Origin of the sequence: Terrabacter sp. 2RAF25 (genome assembly GCF_052115265.1) — a bacterium.
Taxonomy (GTDB): Bacteria; Actinomycetota; Actinomycetes; order Actinomycetales; family Dermatophilaceae; genus Terrabacter.
On sequence record NZ_JBFRGJ010000004.1, the window covers coordinates 26,389 to 40,818 of the forward strand.

The 14,430-nt window shown below is 71.7% G+C and carries 13 protein-coding genes; 7 read left to right on the forward strand and 6 right to left on the reverse strand.

Annotated features, from left to right (window positions below; all coding sequences use genetic code 11):
* The first annotated feature begins 26 nt into the window (after positions 1–26).
* Both gcvP and AB4091_RS11980 read left to right on the forward strand, forming a co-directional pair.
* Entirely contained in the window at positions 27–2,954 is a 2,928-nt protein-coding gene (gcvP, locus tag AB4091_RS11975; RefSeq protein WP_442291974.1) for an aminomethyl-transferring glycine dehydrogenase, read from the forward strand.
* A gap of 54 nt (positions 2,955–3,008) precedes the next feature.
* The gene (locus tag AB4091_RS11980) at positions 3,009–4,496 is read left to right on the forward strand and encodes a glutamate--cysteine ligase (RefSeq protein ID WP_442291975.1); all 1,488 of its coding nucleotides are present in this window, start codon (positions 3,009–3,011) and stop codon (positions 4,494–4,496) included.
* Between the two features lie 113 nt (positions 4,497–4,609).
* Here AB4091_RS11980 and AB4091_RS11985 read toward each other — a convergent pair whose 3' ends face one another.
* The gene (locus tag AB4091_RS11985; protein ID WP_442292298.1) at positions 4,610–5,239 is read right to left on the reverse strand and encodes a histidine phosphatase family protein; all 630 of its coding nucleotides are present in this window, start codon (positions 5,237–5,239) and stop codon (positions 4,610–4,612) included.
* Positions 5,240–5,305: 66 nt separating this feature from the next.
* Here AB4091_RS11985 and AB4091_RS11990 point away from each other — a divergent pair, with 66 nt between their 5' ends.
* Together AB4091_RS11990 and AB4091_RS11995 are read left to right on the forward strand one after the other, a co-directional pair.
* Positions 5,306–6,196: a PhzF family phenazine biosynthesis protein gene (locus tag AB4091_RS11990; RefSeq protein ID WP_442291976.1), complete on the forward strand. Its 891-nt coding sequence runs from the start codon at positions 5,306–5,308 to the stop codon at positions 6,194–6,196.
* Between the two features lie 35 nt (positions 6,197–6,231).
* Positions 6,232–6,774 (forward strand): DUF1697 domain-containing protein, encoded by a 543-nt coding sequence (locus AB4091_RS11995; protein ID WP_442291977.1) that lies wholly within the window; start codon positions 6,232–6,234, stop codon positions 6,772–6,774.
* 108 nt (positions 6,775–6,882) lie between these two features.
* Here AB4091_RS11995 and AB4091_RS12000 read toward each other — a convergent pair whose 3' ends face one another.
* From AB4091_RS12000 to AB4091_RS12010, 3 genes are all read right to left on the reverse strand, one after another.
* Entirely contained in the window at positions 6,883–7,647 is a 765-nt protein-coding gene (locus AB4091_RS12000) for a TrmH family RNA methyltransferase (protein WP_442291978.1), read from the reverse strand.
* A 4-nt stretch (positions 7,648–7,651) separates the two neighbouring features.
* Positions 7,652–8,563 (reverse strand): VanW family protein, encoded by a 912-nt coding sequence (locus tag AB4091_RS12005; protein ID WP_442291979.1) that lies wholly within the window; start codon positions 8,561–8,563, stop codon positions 7,652–7,654.
* Between the two features lie 118 nt (positions 8,564–8,681).
* Entirely contained in the window at positions 8,682–9,446 is a 765-nt protein-coding gene (locus AB4091_RS12010) for a class I SAM-dependent methyltransferase (RefSeq protein WP_442291980.1), read from the reverse strand.
* Positions 9,447–9,556: 110 nt separating this feature from the next.
* Between AB4091_RS12010 and AB4091_RS12015 the strand changes: the two genes are divergently transcribed.
* The 3 genes from AB4091_RS12015 (at position 9,557) to AB4091_RS12025 (ending at position 12,717) form a co-directional block, all read left to right on the forward strand.
* Positions 9,557–10,744, forward strand: coding sequence for an LLM class flavin-dependent oxidoreductase (locus tag AB4091_RS12015; RefSeq protein ID WP_442291981.1), 1,188 nt, complete (start codon positions 9,557–9,559; stop codon positions 10,742–10,744).
* Positions 10,741–11,370, forward strand: coding sequence for an FMN reductase (locus tag AB4091_RS12020; RefSeq protein ID WP_442291982.1), 630 nt, complete (start codon positions 10,741–10,743; stop codon positions 11,368–11,370). The genes AB4091_RS12015 and AB4091_RS12020 overlap by 4 nt, the downstream gene beginning before the upstream one ends.
* A gap of 183 nt (positions 11,371–11,553) precedes the next feature.
* Positions 11,554–12,717 (forward strand): WXG100 family type VII secretion target, encoded by a 1,164-nt coding sequence (locus AB4091_RS12025; RefSeq protein WP_442291983.1) that lies wholly within the window; start codon positions 11,554–11,556, stop codon positions 12,715–12,717.
* Positions 12,718–12,794: 77 nt separating this feature from the next.
* Here AB4091_RS12025 and lhgO read toward each other — a convergent pair whose 3' ends face one another.
* Positions 12,795–13,994: an L-2-hydroxyglutarate oxidase gene (lhgO, locus tag AB4091_RS12030; protein ID WP_442291984.1), complete on the reverse strand. Its 1,200-nt coding sequence runs from the start codon at positions 13,992–13,994 to the stop codon at positions 12,795–12,797.
* Positions 13,991–14,428 carry a GNAT family N-acetyltransferase gene (locus tag AB4091_RS12035; protein ID WP_442291985.1) on the reverse strand — a complete coding sequence of 146 codons (438 nt, stop codon included), beginning with the start codon at positions 14,426–14,428 and terminating at the stop codon, positions 13,991–13,993. The genes lhgO and AB4091_RS12035 overlap by 4 nt, the downstream gene beginning before the upstream one ends.
* Positions 14,429–14,430: the final 2 nt, after the last annotated feature.

The window sequence follows — 14,430 nt, forward strand, 5'->3', positions numbered from 1 at the left end:
CGCTCGAATCCCGCCAGGAGCCCCGCATGTCGATCGACCAGCTCGTCCCCGTGACCACCGGAGCGTCCAGCGAGACCCCGATGGCCGACTTCGTCAGCCGTCACGTCGGCCCGGCCGGCGACGACGTGCGTCGCATGCTCGAGGTGGTGGGCCAGCCCAGCCTCGATGCCATGTGCGACCGCGCCATCCCGGGCGCGATCCGCTCCGAGTCGCCGCTCCGCGTGCAGGCCGCCCCGAGCGAGAGCGCCGTCATCGAGGAGCTGCGTGGCTTCGCATCGCGCAACACGGTCCTCACCTCACTCATCGGTCTCGGCTACTACGGCACGGTCACCCCGCCGGTCGTGCGCCGCAACGTGCTCGAGAACCCCGCCTGGTACACCGCCTACACGCCCTACCAGCCGGAGATCTCCCAAGGTCGCCTCGAGGCCCTGCTCAACTTCCAGACGGTCGTGACCGACCTCACCGGCCTCGACGTCGCCGGGGCCTCCCTGCTCGACGAGGCCACCGCTGCCGCGGAGGCGATGTCGCTGATGCGCCGGGCCGGCCGCGCCGCCGACGACGCCGTCGTTCTCGTCGACGAGCGGCTGTTCCCGCAGACCATCGCCGTCATGCGGACCCGGGCCGAGGCGATCGGCCTGCCTGTCGTCGTCGCCGACCTGCGAGGCGTCGCCGACGCCGACTCGCTCTCGTCCGCGGCCGGCGGCAAGCCCGTGGCAGGCGTCATGGTGCAGTACCCCGACGCGACGGGCGAGCTCGTGGACTGGGCCCCCCTCACCGCCGCCGTCCACGAGGCCAAGGGACTCGTGACCGCGTGCGCCGACCTGCTGGCACTGACCCTCGCCACCGCCCCCGGCGAGTGGGGCGCCGACATCGCCGTCGGCAGCGCCCAGCGCTTCGGGGTGCCGATGGGCTTCGGCGGACCGCACGCCGGCTACATGGCCGTGCACCGCGGCCTCGAGCGCCAGCTCCCCGGCCGCCTCGTCGGTGTCTCGGTCGACGCCGAGGGCCACCAGGCCTACCGCCTCGCGCTCCAGACGCGCGAGCAGCACATCCGCCGCGAGAAGGCGACCTCCAACATCTGCACCGCCCAGGTGCTCCTCGCCGTGATGGCGAGCATGTACGCCGTGTGGCACGGCCCCGTGGGCCTGACGACGATCGCTCGTCGCGTCACCGGCCTCACAGCCGGCCTGCGCCAGGCGCTGGTCGCGGGTGGCGTCGACGTCGAGACGACGGCCTTCTTCGACACCGTTACCGTGGTCGTCCCGGGGCGCGCCGCGGACGTCACCACCACCTTCGCCGACCGTGGCATGAACGTGCGGCGTGTCGACGCCGACCGCATCTCCGTCAGCCTCGACGAGACCTCCTCTCCGGCGACGGTGCTCGCGGTCCTCGACGCGCTGGGTGTCGCCGCCTCCGACGACGCGAAGGCAGCGCTCGGCGCCCCCGAGGGCACCGGCGTGCCTGCGGCGCTCACGCGTACGTCGGACTTCCTCACCCACCCGGTCTTCCACGCGCACCACTCTGAGACGGCGATGCTCCGCTACCTGCGCCGCCTCTCCGACCGCGACTTCGCCCTCGACCGCGGGATGATCCCGCTCGGCTCCTGCACGATGAAGCTCAACGCCACCACCGAGATGGAGGCGGTCACCTGGCCCGAGTTCGCCAACCTCCACCCGTTCGCGCCGGCCGACCAGACCGAGGGCATCCGCGGCCTCATCGACGACCTCGCCGGCTGGCTCTGCGAGATCACCGGCTACGACGCCGTGTCGCTCCAGCCCAACGCCGGCTCGCAGGGCGAGTTCGCGGGCCTCCTCGCGATCCACGCCTACCACCAGGCCCGGGGCGAGGGGCACCGCCGTGCCTGCCTCATCCCCGCCAGCGCGCACGGCACCAACGCCGCGTCCGCCGTCATGGCCGGTCTCAAGGTCGTCGTCGTCAAGACGGCCGCCGGCGGCACGGTCGACATGGACGACCTGCGCGCGAAGATCGAGACGCACCGCGACGACCTCGCCGCGATCATGGTCACCTACCCCTCCACGCACGGCGTGTACGAGGACACCATCTCCGAGCTCTGCGAGCTCGTCCACGAAGCCGGCGGCCAGGTCTACGTCGACGGGGCCAACCTCAACGCCCTCGTCGGCCTCGCCCAGCCGGGCAAGTTCGGCGCCGACGTCAGCCACCTCAACCTGCACAAGACGTTCTGCATCCCGCACGGCGGCGGTGGCCCCGGCGTCGGCCCGGTCGCGGTCCGCTCGCACCTCGCGCCGCACCTGCCCAACCACCCGCTCGCGGCCGAGGCCGGCCCCGAGTCGGGTGTCGGTCCGGTGTCAGCGGCCCCCTACGGCTCGGCGAGCATCCTGCCCATCTCGTGGGCGTACGTCCGCCTGATGGGCGGCGACGGCCTGCGCCACGCCACCCAGATGGCCGTGCTCGGCGCCAACTACATCGCCGCACGGCTGCGCGAGCACTACCCCGTGCTCTACTCGGGCCTCGACGGGCTCGTCGCCCACGAGTGCATCCTCGACGTGCGGCAGATCACCGCCGAGACCGGCGTCACCGTCGACGACATCGCCAAGCGCCTCGTCGACTACGGCTTCCACGCACCGACGATGAGCTTCCCCGTCGCGGGCACGCTCATGGTCGAGCCCACCGAGTCGGAGAACCTCTACGAGCTCGACCGCTTCTGCGACGCGATGATCGCGATCCGGGGCGAGATCGAGGCGGTTCGTGCCGGCGAGGTGGCTGTCGGCGACAGCATGCTGCGCCACGCGCCCCACACGGCCCTCAACATCGCCGGCCCGTGGGACCACCCGTACGACCGCACCGAGGCCGCCTTCCCGGTCGGGATCAACGCCGCCGACAAGTACTGGCCGCCGGTCAGCCGCATCGACGGCGCCTACGGCGACCGCAACCTCGTCTGCTCGTGCCCGCCGCCGGAGGCGTTCGAGAGCTGAACTCTTCGGGCGCGCTAGTCGCGCGGAGCACCCGGAGTGTGGTTGTCTCGGCACGTGGGAGCCGACGTCGAGCAGGCCAGGTACACACGCGAGCAGCGGCAGCAGTACCGGGAGAAGGTGCGCCGCGACCTCGACGTGTTCGAACGCATGCTCGGCAAGAGCGAGTTCGAGTTCGACCGACCGATGACGGGTCTCGAGATCGAGCTCAACCTCGTCAACGAGGACCTCGGGCCCAAGCTCGACAACAAGTCGGTGCTCGAGCAGATCGCCGACGAGGACTACCAGACCGAGCTGGCGCGCTACAACATCGAGCTCAACGTGCACCCGAGGCCGCTCCCGGGCGACTCGGCCATCGAGCTCGAGGGCCTCCTGCGCGAGTCGCTCAACCGGGCCTCCGCGAAGGCTGCCGAGCTGCACACCGGCATCGTGGCGATCGGCATCCTGCCCACGGTCATGCCCGAGCATTTCGAGGGTGACTGGATCAGCGAGAACATCCGCTATGCCGCCCTCAACAACGCCGTGCTCGACGCCCGCGGCGAGGACGTCTGGCTCGAGCTCGAGGGCCCGACGGGTGAGCGGATCGCCCGCTACTCCGACAGCCTCGCGCCCGAGTCGGCCTGCACCTCGATCCAGCTGCACCTGCAGGTACAGCCCGAACGTTTCGCCGACCACTGGAACGCCGCCCAGGTGCTCGCCGGCCCGCAGCTCGCGCTCGGCGCCAACTCGCCGTTCTTCCTCGGGCAGCGGCTCTGGGCCGAGACGCGCATCCCGCTCTTCACCCAGGCCACCGACACGAGGTCGGTCGAGCTGAAGACCCAGGGCGTGCGGCCCCGGGTCTGGTTCGGCGAGCGGTGGATCACCTCGATCTTCGACCTCTTCGAGGAGAACGTCCGCTACTTCCCGGCGCTGCTCCCCGAGCTCTACGACGAGGAGCCCGAGGAGGTCTTCGAGCGGGGCGACGTGCCCGAGCTCAAGGAGCTGCGGCTGCACAACGGCACCGTCTACCGCTGGAACCGTCCGATCTACGACATCGTCAGCGGCCGCCCGCACCTGCGCGTCGAGAACCGCGTCCTGCCGGCCGGTCCGAGCATCGCCGACGTCATGGCCAACGCCGCGTTCTACTACGGCACCATGCGGGTGCTCGCCGAGGAGGACCGTCCGGTGTGGACCCGGATGAGCTTCTCGGCAGCCGAGTCGAACTTCGAGGAGGGCGCCCGCCTCGGCATCGACGCCCGCACCTACTGGCCCGGACTGGGCGAGGTGCCTTCCACCGAGCTCGTCCTGCGCCGGCTGCTCCCGATGGCCCACGAGGGCCTCGAGCGGTGGGGCGTCTCGGCGGCCGTGCGTGACCGCTTCCTCACGATCATCGAGCAGCGCTGCCTCACCGGCGTCAACGGCGCCTCCTGGCAGACCGAGTGCGTGTCCCGGCTCGAGGCCCAGGGGCTCACCCGCGACAAGGCACTGCGCGAGATGCTCAGCCGCTACATCGAGGGAATGATGGCCAACGAGCCGGTCCACACCTGGGAGCTGCCGAGCGACTGACCCGGGCGTTCCTGCGCCCCAGCGCAGCTCGCGTATGCCGTCTGGTGGCGTGCCGGCATACGCAAAGGGACGTGGGTGGCTCGGTCGGGCGCGGTGGGTGCATCCCGCCCGGCTCAGTCGTCTGAGAGCAGACGCCAGGGCGACAGGTTGAACATCCCGATGCAGCGGGTCGAGCGGTGGTGGGTCAGCACGCTCATCGAGCCGGCGTCGAGGACGAGGTTCTGGCCGAAGCGCGGGTCGAGCCGGAGGTAGGTGGCGGTGAGGACGCGCAGCGCGTGCCCGTGGCCGAAGAGGGCGACGTCGCCGTGCTCGAGGTCGGGCCACACCTTGTCTATGACCTGCTGCGCCCGCGCGGACACCTCCTCGACCGTCTCGCCGGGCGTGACCCCGGGCTTCACCCCGTCGACGAAGACCTCCCAGGGGTGGCCGATCTCCTCGCTGATCTGCTTCGTCGTGACGCCCTCGTAGGCGCCGTAGTCCCACTCACGCAACAGCGGCTCGACCTCGAAGTCGCCGAGGCCGGCCAGCTCGGCGGTGCGCTTGGCGCGCTGGAGCGGGGAGACGAGCACCCGCTGGAAACGGTGCTTGCGCAGCACGTCCGCCAGCTCGCGCGCGGCGGCCTCGCCCTCGGGAAGCAGCGGCAGATCGGTGGTGCCCGTGTGCTGGCCGCTCAGCGACCACTCGGTCTCGCCGTGCCGGAAGAGGTAGATGTTGCCCGGGTAGATGCCGTCGGGGGAGGCCATACCGGTCATCAAACCACCTGCACCCCGCTTCGGGCCCGCGTCGACGGGACTGCGAGACTCGCCGCCATGGAGCTGCCCTTCCGCATCGTCAACGTGTTCGGGATCGAGGGTGACCCGTTCTCGGGCAACGCCCTGGCGGTGTTCGAAGAGGCGTCGGGGCTCGACGACAGCGAGATGCAGGCCTGGGCACGACAGTTCAACCTCAGCGAGGTGACCTTCGTCGACGACGGCGCGTCCACCGACACAGCGCGCGCCGACGGTCCGGCACGGGCATCGGTGCGCATCTTCACGGCCACCTACGAGATGCCCTTCGCCGGCCACCCGACCCTCGGCACGGCCCACGTCGTCGCCGATCGGGCCGCTGCACACGTCGGGGGTCCCGTCGACCAGGTGCTCCTGACGATGCCCGCCGGTGACATCCCGGTTCGGCGCACCTCCGACGGCTGGCAGCTGCAGGCCAACCCGCCGCAGCACCGGCAGGCGCGAGCCACGCCCCGGCAGGTGGCGGCTGCGCTCGGGGTTCCCGTCACGGCGCTCGTGACCGGTGCGACCCAGTGGGTCAGCTGCGGCGTCGAGTCGCTCGTCGTGCAGGTGGACGACCTCGAGGCCCTCCGGTCTGCGGCCCCGAACCCGACCCTGATGCTCGAGCACCTGGCGATGCCGGAGCGCCCGCCGCACGCGTACCTCTGGGCGTGGACCGGACCCGACACCATCGAAGCCCGGATGTTCGCCGCTGCGGGCACGACCCTGGAGGAGGACCCGGCCACCGGGTCGGCGTGCAGCAGCCTGGGCGGCTGGTTCGTCGGTCAGGGGCGCACCGCGCTCGAGGTGGTGGTGTCACAGGGCGCCCAGACCGGCCGGCCGTCGCGGCTCGTGCTCACGGTCGACTCCGACGCGACCATCCGGGTGGCGGGGAGGGTGGCCGAGGTCGGTTCCGGCACCGTCTCGCGAGGCTGACTCGGCATGCTCCGCCCTTGTGCGACGATCGGCACGTGCCGACCTACATAGGGTTCCTCCGTGCCGTCAACCTCGGCGGCACGCGGAAGGTGAAGATGGCTGCCCTGCGTGAGCTGCTGGAGTCCGAGGGTTACGAGGACGTCGAGACGCACATCCAGAGCGGCAACCTCAAGGTGCGGTCGACCACGCGGAGCGCAGCCAGGGTCGAGACCGACCTGCGAAGGGCGATCAGCGCCGAGTTCGGCTTCGACGTGCCCGTCGTCGTGCGCACGCCTGCCCAGCTGCGCAGGCTCGCCGACGACGCCGAGGCGCTCGACTCACCGGTGCCCGGGGACGCCCGCCGCTACATCACGTTCATGACGGGCACGCTCGACCCCGCGGGCGTCGAGGCGCTGCACGCGTGGGACGTCGAGACCGAAGGGGCGCTGGTCGTCGGCAGCGACATCGTGCTCTTCCTCGCGGCAGGGGTGCAGGGCGCCAGGCTGACCAACGCCCGCATAGAGAAGCTGACCGGTGCCGTGGGCACCGCCCGCAACATCACCGTCGTCCGGGCGCTCGCCGACAAGTGGGGCGGCTGACGCCCCGACGCCTCCACCGACGGACCGCCACGACCTCGTGCGGACGCACACCCGCGTGCTGCGCCGGCGACGCGGCATACGTTCGTGGCGGTCCGTCGGCCGATCGGTTCAGAGGCGGGCGCGGCGCACGAGCTCGAAGCAGACGACGGCGGCGGCCGCCGACACGTTGAGCGACTCCACCCCGGCCGCCATCGGGATGGACACCCACGTGTCGACGAGCGCGGCGACGTCGGGGGACAGCCCTGCGGTCTCGCTGCCCAGGACGAACGCCACCGGCTCGGGCAGGTGCGCGGAGAAGAGGTCGTCGTCACCGCGCGCATCGAGCCCGACGACGTGGAAGCCGGCCTCCTTGAGCGTCTCGACGGCCTCGCCGGCTGTGAAGGCCTTGAGGATCGGTGCCCGGAACGCGACTCCCGCCGACGCCTTGACGACCAGCGGGTCGATCGAGGCGACTCCCTTGCGCGGCACCACGATGCCGTCGACGCCCGCGGCCGTAGCCGAGCGAAGGATCATCCCGACGTTGGCGGGAGTCGTGACGCCGTCGAGCACCAGCACGGTCCGGAGCGAACCGGAGCGGTCCCGGGAGAGGGCCATGTCGAGAGGGCGCATCCGCGGTGCCACGACGTCCGCGAAGACACCCTGGTCCTGACGGCCGTTGCCGGCCAGCTTCTTGACCCGCTCGGCGCTGGCGTACTGCACGTCGACGCGCCGACGGCGGGCAGCCTGCTGGATCTCGCGCAGGCCGGCCCCGCGAGCGCCCTCGGCGATGACGACCTTGTCGACGTGGAGGTCGTCGTCGAGGAGCACCTCGTGCACCGGGTTGCGGCCGTAGACCGTGATGAAGCGGTCCTTGGGGGAGATCTCGTCGGTCACGCGGTCAGGATGCCATGCCGTGGCCGTTGGGGCGCCGGCGGCTGGGGTGCCAGCGCGAGGTCGATGACGGGTCCGCTCGGCTCGTAGCGCACGAGAGCGCAGTTGTGCTTGAGCAGCTCCTCGCCCACCGCGCGGCCGGTCCGCTTGTCGATGACCGTGCGCCAGATCTCGTTGCGCCGGAAGATCTCGGCGCCCGAGCGGATGAACTGCTCGTCACGGGCATCCACCTTGTACGAGTGCGCGGCCGGCGCGTCCGACCTGAGCTCACCCTCGAGGTGGCGCTCGCCGACGGTGACGAGCAGCTGGAAGGTCGACGTCGTGTCGTGCGCACGACGAGGTCGACGTAGTTGTAGACGATGGAGCACCCGACGCCCCACGGCAGCACGCGCGCCTTGTCGGGGAAGGGGTCGAAGGAGTGCTCGGAGCGCTCGAGGATCGTGAGCTCGCTGTGCAGGAACATCCAGTGCAGCAGGTTGGCGAGCTGGCAGATGCCGCCACCGACGCCGGCCCGCGCCTCACCGTTGGACAGCCGCATGCCCTCGACGTAGCCCCGCCGGCGCGTGCAGCTGCCGACCACCTTGTTGAACGAGAAGGTCTCGCCGGGGCGGATCAGCAGGGTGTCGACCCGGCGGGAGGCGAGCCGGAGGTTGACCACCTTGTTGCGCTGCAGGTGCATCTCGTCCTCCGACAGCTCCCGCATGAGCAGAGAGCCGTGCGCCTTGACGCGGTGTGCCAGAGGGTCGGCCAGGCGTTCCCCGGCCCACTCCGTGCCGCCGCGCATCCAGACGAGAAGCCGCCGGCACCGGTGTGCCCACACCGCGAGGGGGTAGAGAGCCGGAAGGTTCTGGGCCGGGCGCCTGCGGGCGACGACACGGGCGGGGGCGACGAAGCCCTCGGGTGGTGCGATGAGCTGCATGGGACTGTCCCTGGTTCTCGTTCAGAAGCCCGGCGCCCCTGTGGCAGCCGGCTGTCCATGGAGATGCTCACCGGAGCCCGAAAGTTGCCGCCGCCCGACAGCCCCGCCTCGTCGCCGGTCAGGCCTCGGCGACGACGTAGGCGGCTGAGGTCTGCAGCGTCAGCACACCGTCGACCGAAAGGGGCTCCGTCGCTTCACGGAATCGTGCCTCGGCGGCGGCGCGCACGCCGGGTGTCTGCGCCAGCAGGGTCCGTCCTGCGACCCCGACGCCACCGGCGATCCCGCGCCACAACGCCTCGCGCGCGATGGTCCAGGGCATCCGCAGCTCCGTGGCGACGACCGGGGCGAGGTCCGCCGACGAGGCCAGTCCACGGAGGCCCTCCACCGACCGGGCGAAGTCGAGCTCGGGGCTCAGGCGCTGGCCGGGTAGCGAGACGACCCCCGCGGCGCTGAAGGCATCGGCCACCAGACGTGCCCACTGCGGGGTGCCTGACGTCCAGATCGTGAGGGCGACACGCCCGCCCGGCCGGGTGACGCGGGCAAGCTCGCTCACGGCAGCGCGAGGGTCGGCGACGTGGTTGACCACGAAGTTGGCCGTGACGGCGTCGAACGCGCCGTCACCGAAAGGCAGGTCGGGCAGGGCGGCCCGCAGGACGGCACCCGGAGACAGGTCGCTCGACAGCGCCACCATCTGGGGGTCGGCGTCGACGGCCGCGACGGTGCGTCCCCTCGCCGCGGCTGCGGCGGCGAGGGCACCGGTTCCGGAGCCGACGTCGAGGTGGTGCCCTTCGGGAGTGTCGGACAGCAGGCGGGGGACGGTGCCCTCGCACATGGTCGCGAAGGACCTCCGGTAGGCCTCGGCGACGCCGTCCCACGTGCTCACCGGGCCATCCAACACGATCCTCGGGCCGCGCGCCGAGCGCAGCGGGAATGGGGGAGGGGTCACCGGCGTTCGGTATGATTGAAACGTCAATCACTGAGGAGTTGGGACACATGCAGTTCGGGATCTTCACCGTCGGCGACGTCACCACCGACCCGACCACGGGCCGTACGCCGACCGAGAACGAGCGCATCAAGGCCACCGTCGCCATAGCGAAGAAGGCCGAGGAGGTGGGTCTCGACGTCTTCGCGACGGGTGAGCACCACAACCCGCCGTTCGCCGCGCCGGCGAACCCGCCCGTCCTGCTCGCCGCCATCGCCGCTCAGACCGAGCACCTCATCCTGTCGACGTCGACGACGCTGATCACGACGAACGACCCGGTGCGCCTCGCCCAGGACTACGCGTACCTCCAGCACCTGAGCGACGGACGCATGGACGTCATGCTCGGCCGCGGCAACACCGGCCCCGTCTACCCGTGGTTCGGCAAGGACATCCGCGAGGGCATCCCGCTCGCCATCGAGAACTACGCGCTGCTGCACCAGCTGTGGCGTGAGGACGTCGTCGACTGGCAGGGCAAGTACCGCACGCCCCTGCAGGGCTTCACCTCGACGCCGCGCCCTCTCGACGGCGTGCCGCCGTTCGTGTGGCACGGCTCGATCCGCAGCCCCGAGATCGCCGAGCAGGCGGCGTACTACGGCGACGGCTTCTTCTCCAACCACATCTTCTGGCCGGCCAGCCACACGAAGCAGATGGTGCAGCTCTACCGCCGCCGCTTCGAGCACTACGGCCACGGCCAGGCCGATCAGGCCATCGTGGGCCTGGGTGGGCAGATCTTCATGCGCAAGAACAGCCAGGACGCCGTGCGCGAGTTCCGGCCCTACTTCGACAACGCACCGGTCTACGGACACGGCCCGACGCTGGAGGAGTTCACCAGCCAGACGCCGCTGACCGTGGGAAGCCCGCAGGAGGTCATCGAGCGCACCCTCGGTTTCCGTGACTACGTCGGCGACTACCAGCGCCAGCTGTGGCTCGTCGACCATGCCGGCCTGCCGCTCAAGACGGTCCTGGAGCAGCTGGACCTCCTCGGCGAGGAGGTCGTCCCGGTGCTCCGCAAGGAGTTCGCCGCCCTGAAGCCCGCCCACGTGCCGGACGCCCCCGACCACGCGAGCCGCGTCGCGGCCGCGGGTGGGGCCCACGACACGACCGTGTACGCCGACGGTGACGACGTCACCGGAGCGTCCCCCCAGCCCACCGACAGCACGTCCACCGACAACACGTCCACCGTGGAGGTGACCAGGTGACGACCCAGACCCCGTTCCATCTCGCCGTCATCACCGCCGGCGTGACCCAGCCGTCGTCCACGCGCCTGCTCGCCGACCGTCTCACCGAGGCGACCGTGCGTGCCCTCGCCGGACACGATGTCGGCGAGGTCGTCGTCGAGGTGATCGACGTGCGGGACGTCGCCCACGACCTGACGAACAACGTGCTCACCGGCTTCGCATCGCCCGAGCTGCAGGTGCGGCTCGACGCCATCGCGGAGGCGGACGCGGTCATCGTCGCCACGCCGGTGTATGCCGCGTCGTACAGCGGGCTGTTCAAGATGCTCGTCGACGTGCTCCCGAAGGACGCCCTGCGCGACACCCCGGTGCTGCTCGGTGCGACAGGGGGCACGGCGCGCCACTCGCTCGCCATCGACCACGCGCTACGTCCCCTCTTCGCGCACCTCGGTGCCCTCGTCGCCCCGGTCGCGGTCTTCGCAGCGAGCGAGGACTGGGGGAGCACTGACGCCGGTCGGCTCGGTGAGCGCATCGACCGCGCCGGACGGTCGTTCGCCGCTCTCGTCGTGGGCAGCCCGCGTGAGGCCCGGGTCGACCCCTTCGACGACGTGACCCCGTTCGCGTCGCTGCTCAGCGACCTGCGCGCCTGAGCCGCGGCGCTGCAGCCCTCCACCGTCCTCGTCCTCGTCCTCGTCCTCCACGCCGTGCCGTGCCGCGAGTCCCACCAGGTCTCGCGGTCGCGCGAGCGTCGCCGCGACACGCGGGGAGGGCTCCCCATCGACGGAGGGCCGCACGCAACCTAACGTCAGGCGCACCGTCGACAGGAGGCCAACGTGCTCTACCGCAAGGGCGCCGACCCCGAAGCCCTCGAACGCACCGCACGTGAGCTCACTGCGTGCGCCGGCGAGGTCGACGGCATCCGTGCCACCGGCACGCGGGCCCTTGCCGCGCTCGGCCGGTCGTGGGGCGGTGACGACGCGCAGGCCGCCCAGGAGACCTGGCGGTCCGCGTCGTCTGCGCTCGTCGCGCTGGGGTCCTCGCTCGACTCGATGTCCCGGCGACTCGCCGAGAACGCGCGAGCACAACGAGGCGCCAGCGGCCACGGGCAGGCTTCGCTCCCGCCGTGGCTGGCGCCCGGCTTCGGCGCCTCGTCCGGTCCGGGCGGCGGGACCGTCGACGAGCTGGACTTCGCGGACGACGTCCGGGGCACCGAACCCCACGACGTCGACCTCGAGCTCGCCGAGCTGGCGAAGGGCGTCTATGACGGCACGGGCACTGACAGCTTCGACCCGGTCAGCGCCGACGAGCTCGAGAAGCTCGGCATCGACCCCGCCTCCCTCACCGGGCGCGGTGGTTTCCAGGCGAACATCTACCGCGACGACCACGGCCGCTACGTCCTGGCCTTCGCCGGGACGGACCCCAAGAGCGTGAGCGACTGGGGCACCAACGCCCAGCAGGGCCTCGGCGCACTCAGCAGCCAGCACCTGCAGGCCATCGCCCTGGCCCACCACCTCGCCGCGGCGGTCGGGAGCGACAACGTGGTCCTGACGGGGCACTCGCTCGGCGGTGGCCTCGCGAGCACGGCATCGGTCGCCACGGGCGTCCCCGCGGTCACCTTCAACGCGGCCGGCGTGCATCCCAACACCGTCGTCGCCGCCGCGGCCCTGGGCCATCACTCGGCGAGCCTCGACCAGGGGCAGGTGCGCAACTACCACGTGCGGGGCGAGATCCTCACGACCGTGCAGAACCCTCTCGGCTCGTTCGTCGACCACGTGCCCTTCATCGGTGACGACCCCCTGCCGAACGCCCTCGGAACCCAGATCGCCCTCGACCCGGCGAAGGGCCCCGACGTCCATGTCTCGCCGTGGTCGATGGTGAGCCCGGTGGTCGGACTCGTCGACACCGCGATCGACCTGGGCAGCTACTCGGTCGGACAACACGGCGCGCCGTCGGTCATCGAGGCCATGGAGGCCAGCGAGTACTTCGGCAAGAGCTGACGGCCCCTCCGTCACCGACCGTGGCCGCGGCGGGTGCACCGAGGGTGCGCCGAGGGTGCCGCGGGGGGCGGGCGACGTCAGTCGAGGTCCAGCCGGTCGACCACGAGGTCGGCGATGGCGAGTGAGGCGGTCGCTGCGGGGGACGGGGCGTTGCGGACGCAGAGCACGGCCCCGACCCTGCTGAAGCGGAAGTCCTCGACGAGCGACCCGTCAGCGTCCATCGCCTGCGCGCGCACTCCCGAGCCGGCGGGCACGACGTCGTCGTCCGTGATGGCGGGCACGTACCGCCGCGCGCGAGAGACGAAGGCATGCCTGCTGACCGACCCCGCGATCTCGCGCAGGCCGGTGCCGAGGTTGGCCCGGGCGAACCGCCGGAAGCCGCGCGAGGTCGCGAGTGCCCGGAGCACGCGTGGGTCGACGTCGCGGCGGCGGTAGCCCTCGCGCGCCGTCGCGAGCACGGCATTCGGTCCGAGCAGCACGTCGTCGCCGACGGTGCGCGTCAGGTGCACCCCGAGGAAGGGGTAGCGCGGGTCGGGCACCGGGTAGACCAGGCCGCGCACCAGGTGCGTGGCCGACGGGGCGAGCCGGTGGTACTCGCCCCGGAAGGGCACGATCGCCGGGCTCGGCCCGTCGCCGGCGAGGACGGCCAGCCGGTCGGCGTGCAGTCCCCCCGCGATGACCACCCGGTCGGCCCGGAGCCGGCGCCCGTCCGCTGCCCGGACGTCGACCTGCCCGCCGCTCTGGTCGAGACCGGTCACCTCGAAGTCGGTGACGACCCGGGCGTCGCGGCCCATGGCATCCTCGAGCATCGCGGCTGCGACGAGGGAGAAGTCGGTGATCGCAGTCGTGGGGGAGTGCAGCGCAGCCAGTCCGACGGTGTGAGGCTCGAGCTCGCGCAGGGCCACCGGATCGAGCCGGCGCAGGCCGGGCACGCCGTTCGCCTGCGCCCGTGCCTCGATCTCGCGCAGCCGACCGAGCTCGACCTCGTCCAGGGCGACGACGACCTTCCCGACCTCTTCGTACGGCAGTCCACGCTCGTGGCAGTATGCGCGCAGACGACGCACCCCTTCCCGCGAGAGCGTGGCCTTGGCGGAACCCGCCGCGTAGTAGATGCCGGCGTGCACGACGCCGCTGTTGCGCGACGTCTGGTGCCGGGCGGGTGCCGACTCCTTCTCGACGACGGTGACGTCGGGCCGAGGGTCGGAAAGGGTGAGGCGTCGGGCCACGGCCGACCCGACGATGCCGCCACCCACGACGACGACGTGGGGACGCGTCACCCGGCAGCCGCGCGAGCGGCCTCGTCGGCCGCCTCGACATCAGCCTCCGTGGGAGTCACGACGTGGGCGGCATACGGCTCGGGGTGCCTTCGGAGGTAGACCTTGATGTACGGGCACAGCGCCACGATGCGACGACCGGACGCGACGGTCGAGGACAGCGCAAAGTCGGCGAGGCGCCCGGCGAGGCCCTGCCCCTCGTACGCCGGGTCGACCTCCGTGTGGAAGAAGACGACCCGGTCGGGCTCGGCACCGCCCTCGCCGCCCTCGCCGCCCTCGCCGCCGTCGCCACGGACGACCGCGTAGCTGGCGATGCCGATCACCCGGTCGCCGTCGAACAGCTCGAACCGGCCGCGGCCGGGGTTGTCGACGACCCGGATGGCAGCTGTCGACTCGTCGGTGGGATCGTCGATGCCGTCACCCGTGCGCTCCGTCATCG